We start from the raw sequence: 19,282 nt of genomic DNA, 5'->3' as shown, positions 1-19,282 counted from the left end.
TACTGATGGGAGAACATCGTGTTACATCAGATAATCGACCGTAGGCTAGCTGGCAAGAACAAAAGCATTGCCAATCGCGAGCGTTTTTTGCGTCGTTATCGAGAAGATATCCGGCGCTCGGTGACGGAGGCCGTGCGTGATCGCGGCATCACCGAAATCGAAAAATCCAAAAGCATCAGCATCCCCCGGCATGACATTTCAGAGCCAGAGTTTCGTCATGGCGTTGGCGGCCGACGGGACACTGTGCATCCGGGTAACCAGGATTATCTCCAGGGTGATCGCATAGCGCGCCCGGAAAGAGGCTCTGGCGGCGGTGGCAGCTCTGCCAGTGATCATGGTGAAGGTCAAGACGATTTCACGTTTGAGTTGTCGCGCGAAGAATTCATGCAGTATTTCTTCGAAGATCTCGAACTGCCGCGTTTGATCAAAACCAATTTGATGGCAATCCCGAGCTGGAAAAACATGCGCGCAGGTTATTCCATCGATGGCGCGCCTAACAATATCGACATCGTCCGTTCCTTGCGCAGCTCCTTGGGACGGCGTATCGCTTTAGGTTCGCCACTAGTGGCCAAACTACGCGAGCTGGAAGCATTGATGTTGACCTTGCAAGCCGATCCCGAAGACCGACGCGATGAAATCTTGCGGTTGGAAGAAGATATCCATCTCCTGAAAGGTCGCATCTGGCGCATTCCTTTTATCGACCCTTTCGATCTGCGCTACATCAATCGCATTCGTCAGCCGATTCCATCGAGTCAGGCAGTGATGTTTTGTGTGATGGACGTTTCCGGTTCCATGGACGAACAACGTAAAGATTTGGCCAAGCGCTTCTTCATCTTGTTGTATCTATTCTTGACGCGTAATTACGAACATATCGAAGTGGTGTTTATCCGCCATCACACTCGCGCCGATGAAGTCGATGAAAATACATTTTTTCATTCTCAAGAAAGCGGCGGTACTGTAGTGTCGAGCGCGTTGGAATTGATGAAGCAAATTATCGAGGACAGGTATCCGGCAAGTGAATGGAATATCTATGGCGCACAAGCGTCGGACGGCGATAACTGGAACGATGATTCGCCAAAATGCCGACAAATTCTGGAAAATCATATTTTGCCGATGGTGCGTTATTTCGCCTACATACAAGTCGTGCCGGAAGAACAAAATCTGTGGACAGAATACGAACAAATGGCACCAGAATATCCGCAATTTGTGTTGAAAAAAGTGCAGTATGCCAGTGATATTTATCCAGTCTTCCGTGAGTTATTTGAAAAACAGGTGACAACATGACAGACCGCGTTCATCTAAAGAAAAGCGGTACCGGAAATAACGGCGATCATGGTGAAGCGAATAAAGCAGATCGCACGCCATTACCTTGCCCATCAGATTGGAGTTTTGAATTAATCGAACAATATGAAAAAGAAATCGCACGCGTAGCCGCTAACTACAAACTCGATATCTATCCGATACAGCTAGAAATCATCAGCGCCGAACAAATGATGGATGCCTATGCTTCGTCGGGGATGCCGGTCAATTATCGGCATTGGTCATATGGTAAGCATTTCATGTCCACAGAGCGTGATTACAAGCGCGGTCAGATGGGATTGGCGTATGAGATTGTGATCAACTCCAATCCTTGCATCGCCTATCTGATGGAAGAAAATACCATGACCATGCAAGCGCTGGTGATCGCGCATGCAGCGTATGGACACAATTCTTTTTTTAAAGGAAATTACCTTTTCCAACTGTGGACCGATGCCCACGCGATCGTCGACTATCTGGTCTATGCGCGTAATTACATTGCGGAATGCGAAGAGCGTCATGGCTTTTCACGGGTGGAAGAATTGCTCGATTCTTGCCACGCCCTGATGCATTACGGCGTAGACAGGTATAAACGTCCACAAAAAATCTCACTGGCACAAGAACAAATCAACCGCCGCGAACGCGAAGCCTATATGCAATCGCAAGTGAGTGAATTATGGAGCACTTTGCCCACCAAAAAAGGCGCAGCAGCATTACAAAAAGATGAGCGATTTCCGCCTGAACCACAAGAAAATCTATTATATTTTGCGGAAAAAAATGCGCCTTTTCTGGAACCGTGGGAACGTGAAGTTATTCGCATCGTCCGCAAAATTGCGCAATATTTTTATCCGCAGCGCCAAACTCAGGTGATGAACGAAGGCTGGGCCACCTTCTGGCATTACACCTTACTCAATACGCTCTACGACGAAGGCAAACTGACCGATGGTTTCATGTTTGAATTTCTGCATTCGCACAGCAATGTCGTCTATCAACCACCCGTCACTAAATCGTATTACAGTGGTATTAATCCGTACGCACTAGGTTTTTCCATGATGAGCGATATCCGTCGCATCTGCGAACAACCCACAGCAGAGGACCGTGAATGGTTCCCGCAGTTGGCGGGATCAGACTGGCTGGAAACACTGCATTACGCCATGCGTAATTTCAAAGACGAAAGTTTCATCGCGCAATATCTATCGCCAAAACTGATGCGCGACATGCGGCTGTTTTCTGTCCTTGATGATGAAAACAGCAGCGAACTGGAAGTCTCCGCCATCCACAACGAAGCTGGCTATCAACACGTGCGCGAAACCCTGTCGCGCCAATACGACATCAACCACCGCGAACCCAATATACAAGTCTGGTCAGTCAACACCAGAGGCGACCGCAGCCTGACGCTACGCCACTTCCGCAGCGATGGCCGGCCATTGGGTGACACAACCGATGAAGTACTGCGTCATATGGCCAGGTTATGGCAGTTTGACGTGTATCTGGAAAGCGTGGATGACAGTGGAAATGTGCTGCGAAGGTATGAGTGTGTTAGCGATAATCAGTATGTGTTGCGGGGGTGAGGATAATTGATGGGTGGAACATTGCGAAACTCACCAATTACCCTCATACACTACTTAGAATTTTCCACAATATTTTTCAATGCCCGAAGCACGTCAGGAAAGTCCCCAGTAACCATAGGCCCAAATTCTGCCGCTGCAGGTCCAGTTATTTCAGTGCTGTAAATGATTTTGGTACGGCCGGAGGCCAGTGGCATGATCTTGTGATGCACCAATACGCGAGTGCCATCTAACACGGTCTCATCCGTAAAAGACGCATTCTCTTTGACCTCTATCAACGTGCTGGTAAATGTATCTTCACCCGGAACCCGCATAGTGAACGTTGTGCCGTTTGCAAATGCGCCATGGATTTCAATGTTTTCAATGCCGTTATTCCATTTTTTCCAATTCGAAACGTCCGAAAATATTTTCCAGATCTGCGCTGGCGTGGCAGTTGTTTCAATGCTGTCTTCGTGAGTCCACATGATGTTCTCCATATTATCCAACGCGTTATTCAACTAATGCAAAGAGCTAATTTAGCATGGATGTGTGCCAAAAAAATCGGCACTTAGGATGAGTATTGTTTTCGCCGCACATCCTACCGAGCTACAATCGTAATATAAGGTGCTGCAACATTTTGCTTATCTATTTATATATTTCATGAAAAAATTAGACAAAAAATATTTCACGTTTATATTTGCAGCGCTCATGTCAATATTAATGTCTGGCGTCATCTCATTCATCATCATTTCATATGAAGAAGGATTTTCAAATGGATTCTTCATGAAATTTCTCGGGGCATGGAAATTCTCGTTTCCTTTTTCTTTTGTGGTGGCGCAATTTGTCACGCCTCTTGTTCGGAAATTTACCATGTTGATCGTCAAAACCGGGTAAGTAATGAAGAAGCTTTTCGCAGATCAGTTGATAGAACGTATTACCAAGCGTATTAGGTTGCATGCGATTTTGGCAAATGGTCAGTAGACGTTGATGAAAGAACAAATCACTACGGCAGAAGATGTGTTCCTGGTGACGCCAGAGTAGAATAATTGCATATGTGGAGTGTTCAAAGCGCGCGTGAAGCGATGGCCGACAGTGCGTGTATTTTTGGCGGTCGTCTGGCCGCAGAGATTGGTGTTTTTGCCGCTAGCCAGACCTTTAATCGGAGCGGCGAATTAGTTGATAAGCAAGTGCGCAAGCAACTCAGATAATTCAGTCGGAATTTCGTTGAATTTCTAAAAAATCAACCAGACGTTGTATGCGCTCATTCGATAGTAACCACGAAGGAGTAAACCATGCCACGCAAATACATCGACTGCCGCGAATATCCAAGTGATATGAACTGCTCAGTCGCTATCTCCGCAGACACTGACATCGAGTTGCTGGAAACCGCGGTTCAGCATGCAGTGAGTGTCCACGGTCATACAGACACGCCGGAATTACGCAGCCAACTGAAGCAATTATTTAAAGAAGGCGTGCCGCCTATACAAATTTGACGATTCCGGATCTTTGGCCAACACGCTGTTTCTTAGTCATCATGAGCAGGGCGTAATGTACCTCGCCGTTACGCCCTACTTGGTTTTTGCTTGTCTTAACGCATATTGCCAATCGATGTTTAGGCGGCGGCAAATGTCGCCTTGATTTTATTGATACATCCTGCCCCAATCAGGGCAGCCTCTACTGCTTCATCCCAAGGAGTATGTGGTTCAAATCCAAGCACGCGGATGAGTTTTGTGTTGTCCATTTGCACACGTGTACGCCATAGATAGCGCATTTCCTGCATTTCGCGCAGTGTTGTAACGAACGGTGAAGCGAGTATTGTTAGCCACCATGGAAACGCGCTAGTCTTGGGGTGTTTGGCGGTGTGCCGAGTGACTACTCGACTTATTGCACTAGTCATTTTTTTGCCATCGTCGTCCCAATGTCCGGCCATGTGGAATGCGGCGAAGGCGTCGAGCGTACTGCGATTCTGCAACAACGCGACCATGGTGCGGGCAACGTCCGGCAAGTAGGCCCATTGGTGACCAATATCAGGTTGTCCCGGATAGCTAATGGTGTTGACCGGCTTGCCGGGTTTGATAAGACATTGAGAGAACCAGCCATTGCCGGTATTCGGTCCAAAAAAATCGCCGGCGCGGACTATCAGCACCCGTGCACCACTGGTACTGGCTTCGCGCAAGCGTTGTTCCATCTGCACACGAATGGCACCTTTGCGTGTTACCGGATATTGAGGAGACTCTTCCGTCAACCGCGGAAACGCGTCCGGCCCAAAATTGTACACAGTACCCGGCAACACAATAGTTGCCGATTCGGCGATCGCTGCGTCTATCGTATTTTCCAGCATCGGCAATACCAGCTCAGACCATTGACGATATCCTGGTGGATTGACGGCATGAACAATGACAGAGCAGTTTTTTGCGGCATTCATTACGTCTTGCCGTATCAATGCATCCCCACGTAGCCAGGTAATTCCGTCCTTGCGTTCAACATCCTTGCTCAACCCGCGTTTCAAAGCACGTACCTCCCAGCCCGCATCCCGCAACTGCCGCGACACCTCGCTACCGATACCGCCAGTTGCCCCTAAAACCAGAGCTCTGCCCTCGTTTTCCATGTCAGTTTTCCTAAAAGTTAAAGTTGATGGCGTAATTCTAGGGCGAGCCGTGCTATATTAAAATTACCTAACATTGCATAGCGGCTATTCAAAAATATATGGCTTCAAATATTGGATGGGAACTCTACCGCTCCTTCTTGAGTGTTCTGAAAGAGGGATCGTTATCTGCTGCGGCACGCGCTCTTGGCACTACGCAACCGACTGTGGGACGGCATATCGAGGCTTTGGAACAGGCTTTGGGGATCGTGCTTTTTACGCGTTCACAATCGGGTTTGGCGCCCACTGAAATAGCACTGGCAATTCGAGGTTACGCAGAGGCGGTGGAAAGTACCGTGGCATCGCTGGAACGTGCGGCATCCAGTCAGGGTAATGGCGTGGCCGGTGTAGTGCGCGTAACAGCGAGCGATGTGATCGGAGTCGAGGTGCTGCCAGCTATCATTACGCGCATGCGTGAACAATATCCAGACATCAGGGTGGAATTGGTTTTGTCGGATCGTGTGCAAGACCTGCTTCATCGTGAAGCCGACATCGCGGTACGCATGGTGCAACCGAAACAGGAGCAACTGGTTGCACGTCGCATCGGATCGATAGAACTCGGTTTCCATGCGCATACAGAATACCTGCGCCGCCACGGAAATCCGCGCACGACCAAAGACTTGGCCAAGCATTCGATCATCGGTTATGACCTGGCGACACCTTTCGTCCACAGGGCAGGTAAGTCATTGCCGGATCTCCCCCGCAAAAATTTTGCATTGGCGTCCGACAGCAATCTTGCGCAATTTGCCCTGATTCGTAGTGGTGCCGGCATTGGCGTATGCCAGGTGACGCTCGCCAAGCGCGATCCTGCATTAACTAGAGTATTGGCGAAGTCGTTTTCAATGAAACTGGAAACCTGGGTCACCATGCACGAAGATCTGCGCAATAATCCACGATGTAGAGTCGTGTTCGATGCGTTGGTCGAAGGTATGCTTGATTATGTCGAGCAGTCATAGCGGTCGGCCGACGTCGACAGGTCGATCGTGGCCGTTTTGAGCCGGCCAGAGCATGTTCTGATCTGACAGTTACCAGCAACACCGCCATCGCTGGCAAAACCGTTAATACGTACCCGCCACACGGTTTGAGCACTCGGTGCCAAGCTGATACGCGGATAAATTTTCAAAGGTTGTCGAGGCAATCTCACGCATGGCTTCTATCGTAAAGAAACCCTGATGTCCGGTAACAAGAACGTTAGGGAATGTCATCAGGCGCTGGAAAACGTCATCCGTGATGATGTCGTCGGAACGGTCCTCGAAGAACAGATTGCTTTCTTGCTCATAGACGTCGATGGCCAAGGAGCCCAGTTGGCGCGACTTTAACGCTTCAATCACCGCCTGCGTATCAATAAGAGCACCGCGCGAGGTATTAATCAGCATAGCGCCCTCCTTCATCAGATTCAGCGTATCGGCGTTTATCAGGTGGTGAGTGTCCGTGGTGAGTGGGCAATGCAGTGAAACGAAGTCCGATTCAGAGAGAAGCTCAGACAATTCGACCATTTCACCAATAGCTTCAAACTCTGGCGATGGGTATGGATCAAATCCCAACATACGGCAACCAAAGCCATTAAAAATTTTTGCGGTCGCCAGGCCAATCTTGCCAGTGCCAATGATGCCCACGGTCTTCCCATGAAGATTACTCCCCAGGAGCCCGTCGAGCGCAAAGTTTCCTTCGCGAACTCGTGCATATGCACGGTGCGTTCGGCGATTTAATGTAAGGGTCAGGGCCAGAGTGTGCTCAGCTACCGCCTCTGGTGAGTAGGCCGGCACGCGCGCAACAAAAAGGTTCAAACGCCGCGCTGCATCCGTATCGAGATGATTGAATCCAGCACAGCGCAGCAAAATCGCGCGAACACCAATATGCGCGAGAGCATGTAGCACCTCAGCATCCAGCACGTCGTTCACAAACACGCAAATTGCCTGACAGCCCTGAGCAAGGGACACCGATTGCAAGGACAAGGATTCAGTGTGAAAGCGCATTTTCACTGCATCGTGCTGATCCGCTTTCTCATTGAGAAAGCGACGATCATACGGTTGAGAGCTAAATACAGCGATTTTCATCATTGGAATCCTTTACACAAGAATGCTTCGTAGAGGTTAACAATACAGTTCTACGGCAGATTACGCCATTCGTAATGGGATGACCACGCAATGGGTCATCAGGTCACGAATGCTAGCGGCAAGAGAAAAAGGAGCATGTTACAAGAATGAAATTGAGGGGGGCCACAATAGTTTTTTGCTTCACCGTTATATTAGTAAGACGAATATTGAATTCGTCGGCTTTCGGTTACGGCCGATTACGGCCCATGGAAGATGTCACAATGAGAGCTGCGAACTACGCAGACGAACCAATAGTTATGCATCAATTCCATTTCTCAACTGCGCCAAAAATCCCTTTTCATGCCGCTTCGCTTTGTTTAGGAAGTGCCTCCGCTGGATTTGATGTTGCCCGTCCATTCGCACCATCAACCGAATACATTCTTGCACGCAGTTCCATGAATGGTGTTTCGACCAGTCGAAACAGCAACCATCCCCCAAAGATACTCACAGTTATGATGATGCCGATTCCTAAAATCGAATTGGTATCGATACCCATTTTGGTTAACGGTGAAATTGCCAATTTAAATATTGGCTTGTGTGCCAGATAAATGGCATACGACCACAACGCAATGCTGGTAGCCCCAGGTACACGTATTCGATGCAATATGGAGTTTGTACTCAGCGCCGATAGCGTCAAAATTGCAAAGCTTGTCGCCAGTACGGGATAACCGAACGTGGTCATTAAAAATCCAAACCCATAACCGGGTATCACAAGAAAATGCGAAAACAGATAGAACATTGTCCCGACTGCCGTCAAACCGGCGACAAATAGGAGATTCCCCTTACGCATGATTTTTGAATAGGTAGCGACATGAAAATTCTTCAGCATGGCGATTGCGACGCCGGGCAGTAATTCATCGAAGCGTGCAAAGCTCGAATAATATATATGCTCGTAATAGTCGTAAGCGTTAATGGCATTGCGGCCATGTTCAAGCCAAGCCGTACTTCTGGCAATCATGCCGGCAACGACAGCAAGGCCAATTGCAATCCATGCTAATTGTCTGGAACCCTTGAAACTGGCAATCAACAACGCGATGGCCGGCAAAATAAGATAGAACTGTTCTTCAATGCAAAGCGACCATGAGTGGGTGAAGGTCTGGCCGGGGCGAAGGCCAAAATTTTGCGTAAATGTCAAAAACTGCCATGTTGGCGCAGCCCCTTTTTCTCCCAACGCGAGCGGAAAAATAAAGTACATCGCCAAGATAAAGTAATAGTTTGGCAAAGTGCGAAGCAAGCGCTTGATATAGAACGTTTTCAGAGAAAAATCACGGCCCTGTGCAATCGGCGAGAGTATCTGGTTCCCAATCAAATACCCACTCAACACAAAGAACAAATCGACGCCCGCCCATCCGATTTCCGTCATGAAGCCAAATGTATTTTTCCCGCTTACTACCACCATATAGTGGTATGCCATTACCAGAACAATCGCAGCGGCGCGCAGCGTGTCAAGCCCATTTAGGCGAGCCGCCGTCTTATATTCAGTCATGTTGCGGTATTCTTTCTGAGTGGTTTGTATGATTTTTAATTTGAGGAACTTCACGAAACCAGAAGCAGTGAGTGGGGCTTAATACGCATCGCGATTACGCTCTACTTGGCTTTTTTCGATGACACAAACGCCAGTAAGTCCACCCTGCGACCGCGCCTGATAATACTAATATAGACAAGGAAACTATGAGGCCCATCATGGAATCAGGCTCTGGATTCTGAACATTGAATCCGAAATTTGGAATGGAAAGAAATAGTGGACAAAGCACTCCACCTGTTATCGCCCCACCCACAATAAAATAAACAGGACTATGAATTCTGAATTTAATTGCAATGGCCAGACCGATAAGAAATGGAATGATTGAAGTGATGAAAGAGAACAAACAACCAATTGTAGAAATCATGACTGTAAAAGCGAAAAGTTCAAAAGCCTTCATGGCAAAAGAGAAATTTGTTGCAGTTTCAGATCCCAGACTACTGACTACCATCAGTGACTCGAATAAAATAACGAAACACAGAGATGACGCGGCAACTGCGCAGCAATAGCCAAATGAATGAGGGATTTTGAATGAATCTTCACTATTTTTCATATGTGCATTTTTCTTTTTTTTTTACTTGTAACTAGATGTCATATGCCATCGGCGATGAAAATCCACGTATCCACGCATTAAGCCAACAACAATACGGCGCTGTAAGACTGTGTAAGATGAGGGCATTTTTCTTTAAACATTAGAAAAATATCCTTTATCGATTTTCCAAGATTATTCATAAATATGCCGTCGATGCGATCATCCATTTTGTGGATTTGCAAATAAAACTTCGACCCTTTTGGGAAAATTTCAGTGTCGAAATCAATCCTGCGAATTGCATCGTATTGGGTGGTTACTAGTTCTTTATGGCTTTTTATCCAGTACGACACATTATTTTCATCAAAGGAAATAACGGGCTTATTTCGGAATCTATAAATCCTGATAAAGAACCACCAAAGAGCGAAAGTAGTAAACGTAAACAACGTCGCAACTAAACAGAATACCAACAATATTTCGTGAGAGATATTGGAATGGTTGGCATTTAGCTGATAGGTAAGCCAAATAAAAAAGACGTTTACGGCAGTAAAGCTGGCTGTACAAGTTGCCCCAAATATCAGCGAAAATTTCGAGATGTATACACGCACGATTTCTCCTTGACGAAGACAACTCTGATTTATCGTGTCCCGGCGCTTGCACTCTTTTTCTTGAGCATATAACCGATTGCAACGCCGCACGTACCGAAAAAGACCGCCGAAAAACAACCTATCGCTATCTGCTGAGGAGACTTGGCAGTGGCTGCCATGAAGATGCCTATGAGAACAAACAGGACGGAACAAAAAAAGATAATCTGCAAGGTTAACTTGTTGTGGCTCGCTGCCGAGTTTGCGTAGCTTTCTTTTATAGTGAGATTTTCGTCGCTATACGGATAGTCTGAAACGAGCGCCTTTGTGCCAAAGTAGAACCATACGCCAAAGAAAAGCAAAAGTGGAGTTGACCATTTCAGGCCAGCGATGGTCGTAACACCTATGATCATCGGTAGCGAGATTTTGAGGTAACGATTCACGAATCCACGTACGCGGGTTTCTGCGGCATCGTCCGGTAGAACACGTCCTTTGCCAAGAACACCCCACGGGAAAAAAAGAGTATTTCCGTTCTTGTCCTTCTTAAAATTTTTGCTGGTTAATCCGTCAAAGTATCCCATCGTGTTCTCTCGTCAATAAGGCGTTGATAATGGGATTGCCGCTGCATCCCCGTTCATGATGACGTTAGCTGGCTTAGACAATTACTAATCTACGTCAACGACGGCTATTTCCTCTGAAAACGGCCATTAACGTATGTTGTCACACAGAAATTGTTAAGGCAATATCGAATTGATTGAATTGGCGATTTGCCATAAAAACGAAAACAGGGAGCGCATGCCGCCACGCGAATTAACTCAGGAAGTCGTAATATGGAGTTTCCGACAGGACAGCAAGACGAAAGCGTGGCTGATATGAAGACGACATTTTGGAGCGTTATTGCAACTATCATGATAGTTGCTGCGGCATTGAGTTCTTATATTGCGTATCAATCCGGAGCCGTCCATAACGATGCTACTTATGTTCAGTGGAATATGCCGGATTGATAGGTGATTTAGCAATTCACCGGACGAGGGAATATGGACTGTATTCCCTCATGACCGTTAGCGCACCTTAATCAAAAATCCATCACCCCTCGCAATAGAAACTGCCGGGCATCCCCTACTGCCACATACAAATTACTTCCTGCCGATGGGTAATAAGTTTTGTCGAAAAGATTTTTGATATTGAATTGCAAGCGCAATTTATGACCATTTAGTTTGGTGTCGTAAGACGCAAACACATCGGCGACGTTATAGCCATCCAAGAAGAAAGTATTGGCGTCATCGCCGGGACGTTTGCCGATATAACGCATGCCGCCGCCAGCACGCCAGCGGTTGCCGTTTTCACTGGCTGCAAAATCGTGTTCCAAAAATACAGAAGCGCTATTTTTTGGAACGTTGGCGAGCTGATTGCCTTTGTATTTGGTGTCTTCCAAAATCTTGGCATCGGTGTAAGCATATGCAGCGATGATTTTCCATTGCTGAGTCAGGCGACCAGCCACGTCTAATTCCACACCGCGAGAACGCGCTACACCCGCTGCACGCACAGGTGTGTAACCGTTGATCGGCGCGTCTTTGACTTGTACGTTGGTCTTGTTGATATCATACGCAGCAAGGGTAGCGGTGACGCCTTTTGGGGTGTCTAGTTTGGCACCCAATTCCCACGACTTCCCTTGTTCCGGAGGCAAGGCTTCAATGAAACTGCCGATTGATGTATTCGGTTTGAAGGATTCACTATAGCTGCCGTACAGTGAGACGGTCGGATCAATTTGATAGACCACACCAACGCGGGGAATCAGTTTGCGGCCGGAGACATCGGTGTTGACTTTAAACGGCCGCCCTTTGCCTGCCATTTCATCGTATTGTTGATAGCGCAAACCAGCCGAGACTATCCATTGCTGATTCAAGCGCACCGAATCTTGCGCAAACACTGAATACGCGTGCAGTTTGTCCGTCTGATCGCTATCTGCCGGGCTGATTACCGTGGAATTTGGCATCAAACCATAAACAGGATCGTAGATGTTGAAATCAGTATTGTTGGTGCCGCGTATCAAATCGCGACGGAAAATATTACTGTCTTCAAAATCAAAACCAAACTGCACTTCATGTTTGATGCTGCCGGTTTGCAGATGACCGATCGCATCCCATTGCACGATCTGCTGCTGACTCAGTGCGCCACGAGTGCCGTCGGCACGACGTGTCAATACACCCGTAACAGGATTCAAGGAAATCGGACGGGCTTGAAAATCGTTGTAATGATTACGGTTGTAGCTGTACGTGAAATTGCTTTTCCACTCGTCGTTCAAACGCTGTTGCGCTTGTATGGTGAAGAAATCGGAATCGCCGATGGTACGGTTGTACGCTTCGTCAAAACGACGTTCACGCGGCACGTCTACCGGCTTGCCAGTACGGCTGTCGATGATGGTGCCGCGGTCGAAGGGTTGTTCATATTCGGTATGCTCATACGACACGCGCACAGTGGTGTCACGGCCATACCAGGCAAGCGATGGTGCAATCACGGTTTGCTTATCGACACCAAAATTGCGCCAGTATTTCTCGTCACTGGTGTCCGCAATCAAACGATACGCCAGGCGTGAATCGCCGATAGCACCGGTCAGATCCACCGATGCGCCGCCACCCAGATTGGAAGCGTAAAGTGCGACTTGTTTAAAGTCTGATAGCTGCGGCTTTTTGGTAATCATATTAATAACGCCACCCGGGTCCATGGTGCCGTACATGATGGACGATGGCCCTTTCAATACTTCGACGCGTTCCGTGGTGTAAATCAAGTTACGTGCCAACACTGTGCGCACGCCGTCGCGCAAAATCGAGCCATCGCGGTTAAATCCAAAGCCGCGCTTGATCAAGGCATCTTGCGTTCCGCCCAAGGTATTGGCTTGCGTGATGCCGCTGACGTTATACAAGGCTTCATCAATGTTACGTACTTGCTGATCTTCTATCACTTGTGCCGGCACTACGGCGATTGCCTGTGGAATATCGAGCAATGCCGCATCGGTGCGGGAAGCAGTGGTTGCGCGTTTTGGTTGATAACCATGCTCTTGTGCCCGTTCGGTGATGATAATTTCGGGCAGCATGGCATCGTCTAATGCGTCGCTATCGTCGTCGAAACCCTCAGCAAAAGCGGCGGGAGTAAAAGCAAACGCTAATAACGCGAGACTGCCAACAGAGCGGAGATTCTTCATAAATAGACAATTTCTTAATGGTAATGATAATGATTCCTATCCGTATTATAATGCAGGTCGTCTGTTGTTAACCAATCAACCTTCCGTAGCGGCGGTCTATTCTGCTTAATCATGTTTAAAAAAATCCTGTTTCAACTGCACTGGTTCATCGGTATCACCGCGGGCAGCGTATTGATGGTGATTGGCCTATCCGGGTCAGTGTTATCTTTTCGCGAAGAGTTACTGGATCTGATGAATCCGGCCGATCGCATCGCCGATCATGGCTCTGCCGTTCAGTTGACGCCGGATCAGCTATTGAAAAAATTACAAGCTGCTGATGCGCAGGCAACCTTGCAAGACCCATCGAAAGCATCGCAACCAATCTCGCAATTGACCGTGTTCGCTGACCCACAGCAGGCGGCACGCGTGACCTTTGCGCCAGCGTCAGGAGCAAAGCGCGGCGAGACACGCTACGTTGATCCTTTCACGGCGACTTTGCTACCGCCGCTGCAAGGTGATGCTTTTTTCAATTTTGTAGAGCGTTTGCATCGCTGGCTATTACTGCCTAAAGATTTAGGGCAGATATTCACCGGCACCTTCGCCATGTGCATGTTTTTCCTGGCGTTATCGGGCTTGTATTTACGCTGGCCGCGCCGTGTTTTTGCATGGCGAAACTGGCTCAAGCTGGACTTTTCTTTGAAAGGTCGCTCGTTTTTATGGGGGCTGCATTCAGTCCTCGGGACTTGGGTGTTGGTTGTGTATTTGCTGCTTAGCGTGACCGGAATGTATTGGGCTTTAGGTTGGTTCAAGGATGGTGCGAATCACTTGTTGGGTGAAACGCCCCACGAAACAGCTGGGCCATCGGTAAAGAAAAAAACAGATAGAAAAAAAGAGCCTGCGTTATCTCCGTCTGCATCGACTGACACCTCTGCGATCGACCTGTCGGTTACCTGGCAAGCATTCTTAAATGAAGCCAACAAAATCGGCGGCTACAGCATGGCGCGTATCCGCCTGCCAGAGCAACAGGGCAAGCCGATACAAGTTTTTTATCTGGACGCTAAGCCAGAGCACGAACGCGCTCGTAATGAAATGTTGATTCAGCCGGACAGCGGCAAAATCCTCAAGCTGGACCGCTATGCCGATAAAAGCAGCGGCGATCGCTTATTGAATAGTGTTTATCCGCTCCACATGGGGACTTATTTCGGTCTGCCGGGACGCATCATCATCATGTTGGCTGGTTTGGGTTTGCCATTGTTTGGCATCACTGGCTGGATGTTGTATCTCGATAGGCGCCGCAAAAAGCGCACCGCTAAAGCGCAGCGTGCACAGCTAACGCATACGTCAGCACCGTCAACAAACGCAGCATTGGAAACACTGCTGATCGCCTACGCCAGCCAATCGGGTCAGGCCGAAAGCATTGCCTTACGTACGGCAGCTGCTTTGCAAGCCACCAAGCTCACGGTATCGGTACAGTCGCTGGCAACACTGGATGCTGAAAAATTACGTCACTTTCATCGCGTTTTATTCGTAGTGAGCACTTTTGGCGAAGGTGAGCCACCCGACAGTGCACGTCGCTTCTCCAAGCAATTGGCGCACACAGCCAACGCTGGTCTGCCGCATCTGCAATATGGAATTTTGGCGCTGGGAGATAGTCATTACGAACATTTCTGTGGTTTTGCGCATACGTTGGAACACTGGCTAGCTACACAAAATGCGCATGCCTTATTCCCGACGATAGAAATGGATAACGGCAAAGCGCATGAAAATACGGCAGCAATGGCGTTATGGCAAAGCGTTTTGCAAAAAACACTGGCGACCACTGCGACATCCAGTTTCAGCATGGCGACACCGGCGAAATCAAGCTATCAAACATGGCATTTGACAGAGCGACGCTTATTGAATGTCGGCAGCCATGGCGCTCCGATTTTTCATCTTGAATTGCATTTTCCAGCGGCTGAGAAGCCAAACTGGGAATCTGGTGCGCTAGTTGAGATATCGCCGCGCCATGCGCAAGAGCGCGTAGATGTTTTCTTACAGCGCTTTGCCAAAGATGGCCAGACGATGGTGCAGCACGAAGGCGTCGCACGTACATTGGCAGATGCCTTATCGCGTAGCGCTTTGCCACATGCCATTGCAGCAGATACCATACCTCAACAGATCACGGATCACTTGCAACCGCTGGCAGCGCGTCGCTACTCCGTCGCCTCAACCCCTGAAGACGGCAGTATTCATCTTTTAGTGCGTCAGGTCGGCCACGAAGATGGCTTGGGAATAGCTTCAGGTTGGATCACCGAACACGCTGAAATTGGTCAAGAAATCAGCATGCGCTTGCTAGCAAATCCAGGTTTCGCGTTGATCGATAACGATGCCCCATGTATTTTCATCGGCAATGGTTCTGGTCTGGCTGGCCTACGCGGACACTTGCGTGCACGCGCGCACAAACAGCAACATCGCAATTGGCTGCTATTCGGCGAACGTCATCAGGCACATGATTTTCACTATCGCGAAGAAATCGAGCAATGGCAAAAAAATGGTGTGCTGTCTGTCGTTGATATGGCTTTTTCACGCGATCAGGAAGAGCGGGTTTATGTGCAAGACAAACTACGCGCAGCAGCCGATACAGTGCGTAAATGGCTGCATCACGGTGCGGTAATCTATGTTTGCGGCAGTCTTGATGGAATGGCTGCCGGGATTGATGCGGTGCTGGTTGATATTCTCGGCGAAGCTGGGATGGATGATTTGATTGCGGCAGGACGGTATCGGCGGGATGTGTATTAAGCGATAGCAGAACACACATACCCGTTACCATCTCAAGCACGTCACCTAAGTTAGATGTTGACGGATTGATGCCGGCCCATAAGTAGCGTCGTCAGAAACAGAATTGCACCTGCGGACAAAAATAAAATATGGACATGGGATTGCGCCACTAATCCGCTGATTGCGAGTGACAAAGGCGCTATTCCCACGGAGCCAAGTGCCAATACACTCATCACCCGTCCCAACATATCACTTCTGACAGTAGCCTGAAGCCATGACACGACTTGAATGTTGACGTAGCCAGCGACGATGCCTAATGATAACGAGATGATGCAAACGCCCCATATCTGAAGTTGAATGGCCAGCGCAGCCAGTAAAAAACTGAGGGTTAAGCACGCTGTCGTGAAAGTGCTCTGTAAGTTCATTTTTGGCAGCGGGGATCCAGCCAGCACGATCCCAATCAACGACCCGATCCCGGCGCTCATCAGCAAAAATCCAAAATCGGCAGAAGATTCAAATCGGGAGTTTGCCAAAGCGGCAAAACCGACTTGCGTTGCCCCAATCATACAGAAATTTATGCACGTCATGACAGTGAGAAGCGAACGCAACGCTGTGTCGCTCCAGACGTAGCGTAGACCCTCTGCGATGGCGCTGCGCATATTCTGAGAGGACAACTTGGTGCGCGCTTTGGCGGCAATGCCGAATAAAACAAAAATGATAAATACATAGCTGATTGTGTCCACAAAAAATGCGAAGAACAGACCCCATTTCGCAATTAGCAAACCTACTATGGCAGCGCCTCCCAGTAAGCAAACTTGACTGGTGGAACTCAGTAACGAATTGGCGCGTGGCAGTTGCTCGCGCGGCACCAGTTCCGGCAGTAGAACACGCAATGCCGGAGAGGTGAAAGCATCGGCAATCCCAAAGCAGAATGCCAGTATATAAAGCGCATTCAAGTGGAGCGAGTGGTACCAAATGAGCGCCGAGACAACGCCAACGCAGACTAATTGAACGCTATATGCCATCGCCAGGATGGTTCGAGCCGGGAACTTATCGCTCATCGCGCCCCCGATAAGCAATAGCAAGGCACGTGGTACTGCCAGTGCCATCATGACCGACCCTAAAGCCAAACTTGAACCCGTCAATTGGAGCACCAGCCATGGCAGGGCAACCATGAAGCAAACATCACCGATTAACGAAATGGTCGAAGCTATCCACACGTTACGAAATGGTGTCATCTTCAAAAGATCGACTAAGGTGTTCAGTTCGCCTTTGTCAGTCGAAGCAAGCTCCTTATCCGATGACTCTGTATTAGACAGCGATTTTTCGGTTTCCATTGGTGCCCCCCATTTTTGACAAACTTATCAATTAAGTCAGTTTTTTAAGGTTTTGCTGGCCGATAAAATGTAAATGCGTATTCACTTTCACATAAATATCGTGTTTTGTCTATACTATGTGTATGAATTCAGAAGAATCCCCTCACCAGCCACGTCAAGAACGCAGCCGTGCAACCGCCGAGCGCCTGCTAAACGCCACGATACGCATCCTTGACGAATCAGGTCTCGACGGCGCGGTCATTCCGCGCATTGCGGCAGTTGCGAAAGTCGCACCCGCAAGCGTTTATCGGCGTTTCGCTGACAAGGAAGCTTTATTGCGAGCCGCATTTATGCACGTGCTCAAACAAAGCAATCAGGCGAATCATCAACAGCTCAAAACGCTAATACTGCGTGACACCTTGGCGTCGACTTCAAAATGCTTGATCACCCTGCTGTTCAAGCAGTTTCAGCAACATCCTCATTTGTTTCGCGCGCTGTCTCACTTCATTGATGCTGACTCGAATTCGGAATTCGCCAACGAAGCGCGGTCGATTATGAGCGCGAACGTTGACGTCATAGTCGAAATCCTGCTTATGCATAGGAGCGAAATTGCGCACGGATTACCGGAATCGGCGCTGCGATTTGCAGTTCTTAATGTGACGTGTTCGATTGAGACATTCACGTTGGATCCTCGTTCGTTGTGGCACACAGAGCCTTCTACCAGCGAATCGGAATTAGCGGAGAGTCTTGTGCACAGCTTTGTCGCCTATTTGACGACGTCTCAAGCGGCGTAAAAGAATATACGTCGCTTGCGGGATTGCAATGGAAACAACTGTTAATACGAGGAATGTGGTCGAAGGGACGCGTATTGATGTTTAACGAATTCAGTCACAGTTTTTTATGTAAAAACTCCAAAAAACAGCTAATCCTTCGTGACAATTGCGTATTGCGATAATAGACCGCATGGATAGCCTGATGAACGCCATTATTCGCGTTGGGAAGGATTTTAATCAATCGCCCAGCGGCGATATCGTCGCGTGTCATGTAGTCGGCCAGACACACAATGCCTAAGTCTTGTAGCGCCAGTTGTCGCAGCGTTTCGCCGCTGGATGCGAACAAAGTAGGCGTGATGGAGAGTGTCTCGCCGTTTTTATGGCGAATCGGCCAGATATTGCCGGCCTCATAATTGGTGAAACCTAGTAACTGATGCCGCGTAAGTGCTGCGATATTAGTGGGCCGACCGTGACGTTCCAGATAAGCAGGACTGGCAAGCAAGTGTCGTGCGCTGGTGCTGAGGGCACGCGCATGCAGGCTGGAATCTGGTAATGCGCCATGTCGGATCGCGATATCAATGCGATGCTCCAGCAAGTCGATGATTTGATCATGACTGGTCAATTCCAAAGTTATATCAGGATATTTTTCGCGAAACTCTGCCACATGCGGAACAATACAATGCAACATGAAAGGTGATGCGGCATCAACTCGCAAGCGCCCTGCTAATTGTTGACGGCGAATACGTATCGATTCTTCAGCTTCATCCATCGCTGCCAGAATAGCCCGTGCTTTCTCTAGTAATAAATGCCCCTCTTCAGTCAATATCATGCGCCGTGTGGTACGGGTTAACAATGTGCAGGATAACTTTTCTTCCAGGCGTGACAACGCACGGCTAACGCCCGAAGAGGTTTGCCCTAAATGTGCAGCGGCGGCGCTGAGTGTGCCACTGTCAACTACTGCGATAAAGACATTGAGATCGTCTGAATTGATATCCATAACCTTACTTTCAAAAAATCTATTCTTGATTATGAGTCAA

19 protein-coding genes are annotated in these 19,282 nt (G+C 48.4%); 9 read left to right on the top strand and 10 right to left on the bottom strand.

Features of this window, described 5'->3' with window-relative positions:
• Positions 1–18: 18 nt before the first annotated feature.
• Both GEV47_RS08130 and GEV47_RS08125 read left to right on the top strand, forming a co-directional pair.
• On the top strand, positions 19–1,284 hold the full coding sequence (locus tag GEV47_RS08130; protein WP_322741587.1) for a YeaH/YhbH family protein: 1,266 nt from the start codon (positions 19–21) through the stop codon (positions 1,282–1,284).
• Positions 1,281–2,867, top strand: a complete 1,587-nt coding sequence (locus GEV47_RS08125) for a SpoVR family protein (protein ID WP_153234226.1) — start codon at positions 1,281–1,283, stop codon at positions 2,865–2,867. Before GEV47_RS08130 ends, GEV47_RS08125 begins: the two co-directional genes overlap by 4 nt.
• A 50-nt stretch (positions 2,868–2,917) precedes the next feature.
• Here GEV47_RS08125 and GEV47_RS08120 read toward each other — a convergent pair whose 3' ends face one another.
• Entirely contained in the window at positions 2,918–3,328 is a 411-nt protein-coding gene (locus GEV47_RS08120) for an SRPBCC family protein (RefSeq protein ID WP_153234225.1), read from the bottom strand.
• 223 nt (positions 3,329–3,551) lie between these two features.
• Here GEV47_RS08120 and GEV47_RS08115 point away from each other — a divergent pair, with 223 nt between their 5' ends.
• The 3 genes from GEV47_RS08115 (at position 3,552) to GEV47_RS08105 (ending at position 4,336) form a co-directional block, all read left to right on the top strand.
• Entirely contained in the window at positions 3,552–3,737 is a 186-nt protein-coding gene (locus GEV47_RS08115; protein WP_194270613.1) for a DUF2798 domain-containing protein, read from the top strand.
• A 158-nt stretch (positions 3,738–3,895) separates the two neighbouring features.
• Positions 3,896–4,051 (top strand): hypothetical protein, encoded by a 156-nt coding sequence (locus GEV47_RS08110; protein ID WP_153234223.1) that lies wholly within the window; start codon positions 3,896–3,898, stop codon positions 4,049–4,051.
• An 84-nt stretch (positions 4,052–4,135) separates the two neighbouring features.
• Positions 4,136–4,336: a DUF1059 domain-containing protein gene (locus tag GEV47_RS08105; protein WP_153234222.1), complete on the top strand. Its 201-nt coding sequence runs from the start codon at positions 4,136–4,138 to the stop codon at positions 4,334–4,336.
• Positions 4,337–4,455: 119 nt separating this feature from the next.
• Here GEV47_RS08105 and GEV47_RS08100 read toward each other — a convergent pair whose 3' ends face one another.
• Complete coding sequence (locus GEV47_RS08100; RefSeq protein WP_153234221.1) at positions 4,456–5,451, bottom strand: NAD-dependent epimerase/dehydratase family protein; 996 nt, start codon at positions 5,449–5,451, stop codon at positions 4,456–4,458.
• Between the two features lie 98 nt (positions 5,452–5,549).
• Here GEV47_RS08100 and GEV47_RS08095 point away from each other — a divergent pair, with 98 nt between their 5' ends.
• Positions 5,550–6,443 carry a LysR family transcriptional regulator gene (locus GEV47_RS08095; RefSeq protein WP_153234220.1) on the top strand — a complete coding sequence of 298 codons (894 nt, stop codon included), beginning with the start codon at positions 5,550–5,552 and terminating at the stop codon, positions 6,441–6,443.
• 102 nt (positions 6,444–6,545) lie between these two features.
• On the opposite strand, the gene GEV47_RS08090 is transcribed toward GEV47_RS08095, so the two are convergent.
• The 5 genes from GEV47_RS08090 to GEV47_RS08070 form a co-directional block, all read right to left on the bottom strand.
• Entirely contained in the window at positions 6,546–7,544 is a 999-nt protein-coding gene (locus tag GEV47_RS08090; protein WP_153234296.1) for a 2-hydroxyacid dehydrogenase, read from the bottom strand.
• 337 nt (positions 7,545–7,881) lie between these two features.
• Positions 7,882–9,069: an acyltransferase family protein gene (locus GEV47_RS08085; protein ID WP_153234219.1), complete on the bottom strand. Its 1,188-nt coding sequence runs from the start codon at positions 9,067–9,069 to the stop codon at positions 7,882–7,884.
• Positions 9,070–9,163: 94 nt separating this feature from the next.
• Entirely contained in the window at positions 9,164–9,658 is a 495-nt protein-coding gene (locus GEV47_RS08080) for a hypothetical protein (protein WP_153234218.1), read from the bottom strand.
• A 77-nt stretch (positions 9,659–9,735) separates the two neighbouring features.
• Positions 9,736–10,242, bottom strand: coding sequence for a hypothetical protein (locus GEV47_RS08075; RefSeq protein ID WP_153234217.1), 507 nt, complete (start codon positions 10,240–10,242; stop codon positions 9,736–9,738).
• A gap of 29 nt (positions 10,243–10,271) precedes the next feature.
• Complete coding sequence (locus tag GEV47_RS08070) at positions 10,272–10,799, bottom strand: hypothetical protein (RefSeq protein WP_153234216.1); 528 nt, start codon at positions 10,797–10,799, stop codon at positions 10,272–10,274.
• A gap of 249 nt (positions 10,800–11,048) precedes the next feature.
• Here GEV47_RS08070 and GEV47_RS08065 point away from each other — a divergent pair, with 249 nt between their 5' ends.
• A complete protein-coding gene (locus tag GEV47_RS08065; RefSeq protein WP_153234215.1) occupies positions 11,049–11,222 on the top strand; it encodes a hypothetical protein in 174 nt (57 codons plus the stop codon).
• A gap of 71 nt (positions 11,223–11,293) precedes the next feature.
• On the opposite strand, the gene GEV47_RS08060 is transcribed toward GEV47_RS08065, so the two are convergent.
• On the bottom strand, positions 11,294–13,420 hold the full coding sequence (locus tag GEV47_RS08060) for a TonB-dependent siderophore receptor (RefSeq protein ID WP_153234214.1): 2,127 nt from the start codon (positions 13,418–13,420) through the stop codon (positions 11,294–11,296).
• A gap of 111 nt (positions 13,421–13,531) precedes the next feature.
• Here GEV47_RS08060 and GEV47_RS08055 point away from each other — a divergent pair, with 111 nt between their 5' ends.
• Positions 13,532–16,177, top strand: coding sequence for a PepSY domain-containing protein (locus tag GEV47_RS08055; protein ID WP_153234213.1), 2,646 nt, complete (start codon positions 13,532–13,534; stop codon positions 16,175–16,177).
• Positions 16,178–16,227: 50 nt separating this feature from the next.
• On the opposite strand, the gene GEV47_RS08050 is transcribed toward GEV47_RS08055, so the two are convergent.
• The gene (locus GEV47_RS08050) at positions 16,228–17,493 is read right to left on the bottom strand and encodes an MFS transporter (RefSeq protein WP_153234212.1); all 1,266 of its coding nucleotides are present in this window, start codon (positions 17,491–17,493) and stop codon (positions 16,228–16,230) included.
• 122 nt (positions 17,494–17,615) lie between these two features.
• On the opposite strand from GEV47_RS08050, the gene GEV47_RS08045 reads away from it, so the two are divergent.
• Positions 17,616–18,266, top strand: a complete 651-nt coding sequence (locus GEV47_RS08045; protein WP_194270612.1) for a TetR/AcrR family transcriptional regulator — start codon at positions 17,616–17,618, stop codon at positions 18,264–18,266.
• Between the two features lie 94 nt (positions 18,267–18,360).
• Here the strand turns inward: GEV47_RS08045 and GEV47_RS08040 are convergent, their stop codons facing one another.
• Positions 18,361–19,242: a LysR family transcriptional regulator gene (locus tag GEV47_RS08040; protein ID WP_153234210.1), complete on the bottom strand. Its 882-nt coding sequence runs from the start codon at positions 19,240–19,242 to the stop codon at positions 18,361–18,363.
• Positions 19,243–19,282 lie beyond the last annotated feature (40 nt).

It is taken from the genome of Glaciimonas soli (assembly GCF_009497155.1).
In the GTDB taxonomy this organism is placed as follows: Bacteria; Pseudomonadota; Gammaproteobacteria; order Burkholderiales; family Burkholderiaceae_D; genus Glaciimonas; species Glaciimonas soli.
Note: the sequence above shows the minus strand (reverse complement) of the source record. Positions and strands in the feature narration are given on the sequence as shown.

Coding starts and splice junctions, on each gene's coding strand:
- GEV47_RS08125 (WP_153234226.1), top strand. CDS start 1,281: ATGACAGACCGCGTTCATCTAAAGAAAAGCGGTACCGGAAATAACGGC.
- GEV47_RS08120 (WP_153234225.1), bottom strand. CDS start 3,328: ATGTGGACTCACGAAGACAGCATTGAAACAACTGCCACGCCAGCGCAG.
- GEV47_RS08115 (WP_194270613.1), top strand. CDS start 3,552: ATGTCAATATTAATGTCTGGCGTCATCTCATTCATCATCATTTCATAT.
- GEV47_RS08110 (WP_153234223.1), top strand. CDS start 3,896: ATGTGGAGTGTTCAAAGCGCGCGTGAAGCGATGGCCGACAGTGCGTGT.
- GEV47_RS08105 (WP_153234222.1), top strand. CDS start 4,136: ATGCCACGCAAATACATCGACTGCCGCGAATATCCAAGTGATATGAAC.
- GEV47_RS08100 (WP_153234221.1), bottom strand. CDS start 5,451: ATGGAAAACGAGGGCAGAGCTCTGGTTTTAGGGGCAACTGGCGGTATC.
- GEV47_RS08095 (WP_153234220.1), top strand. CDS start 5,550: ATGGCTTCAAATATTGGATGGGAACTCTACCGCTCCTTCTTGAGTGTT.
- GEV47_RS08090 (WP_153234296.1), bottom strand. CDS start 7,544: ATGAAAATCGCTGTATTTAGCTCTCAACCGTATGATCGTCGCTTTCTC.
- GEV47_RS08085 (WP_153234219.1), bottom strand. CDS start 9,069: ATGACTGAATATAAGACGGCGGCTCGCCTAAATGGGCTTGACACGCTG.
- GEV47_RS08080 (WP_153234218.1), bottom strand. CDS start 9,658: ATGAAAAATAGTGAAGATTCATTCAAAATCCCTCATTCATTTGGCTAT.
- GEV47_RS08070 (WP_153234216.1), bottom strand. CDS start 10,799: ATGGGATACTTTGACGGATTAACCAGCAAAAATTTTAAGAAGGACAAG.
- GEV47_RS08065 (WP_153234215.1), top strand. CDS start 11,049: ATGGAGTTTCCGACAGGACAGCAAGACGAAAGCGTGGCTGATATGAAG.
- GEV47_RS08060 (WP_153234214.1), bottom strand. CDS start 13,420: ATGAAGAATCTCCGCTCTGTTGGCAGTCTCGCGTTATTAGCGTTTGCT.
- GEV47_RS08055 (WP_153234213.1), top strand. CDS start 13,532: ATGTTTAAAAAAATCCTGTTTCAACTGCACTGGTTCATCGGTATCACC.
- GEV47_RS08050 (WP_153234212.1), bottom strand. CDS start 17,493: ATGGAAACCGAAAAATCGCTGTCTAATACAGAGTCATCGGATAAGGAG.
- GEV47_RS08045 (WP_194270612.1), top strand. CDS start 17,616: ATGAATTCAGAAGAATCCCCTCACCAGCCACGTCAAGAACGCAGCCGT.
- GEV47_RS08040 (WP_153234210.1), bottom strand. CDS start 19,242: ATGGATATCAATTCAGACGATCTCAATGTCTTTATCGCAGTAGTTGAC.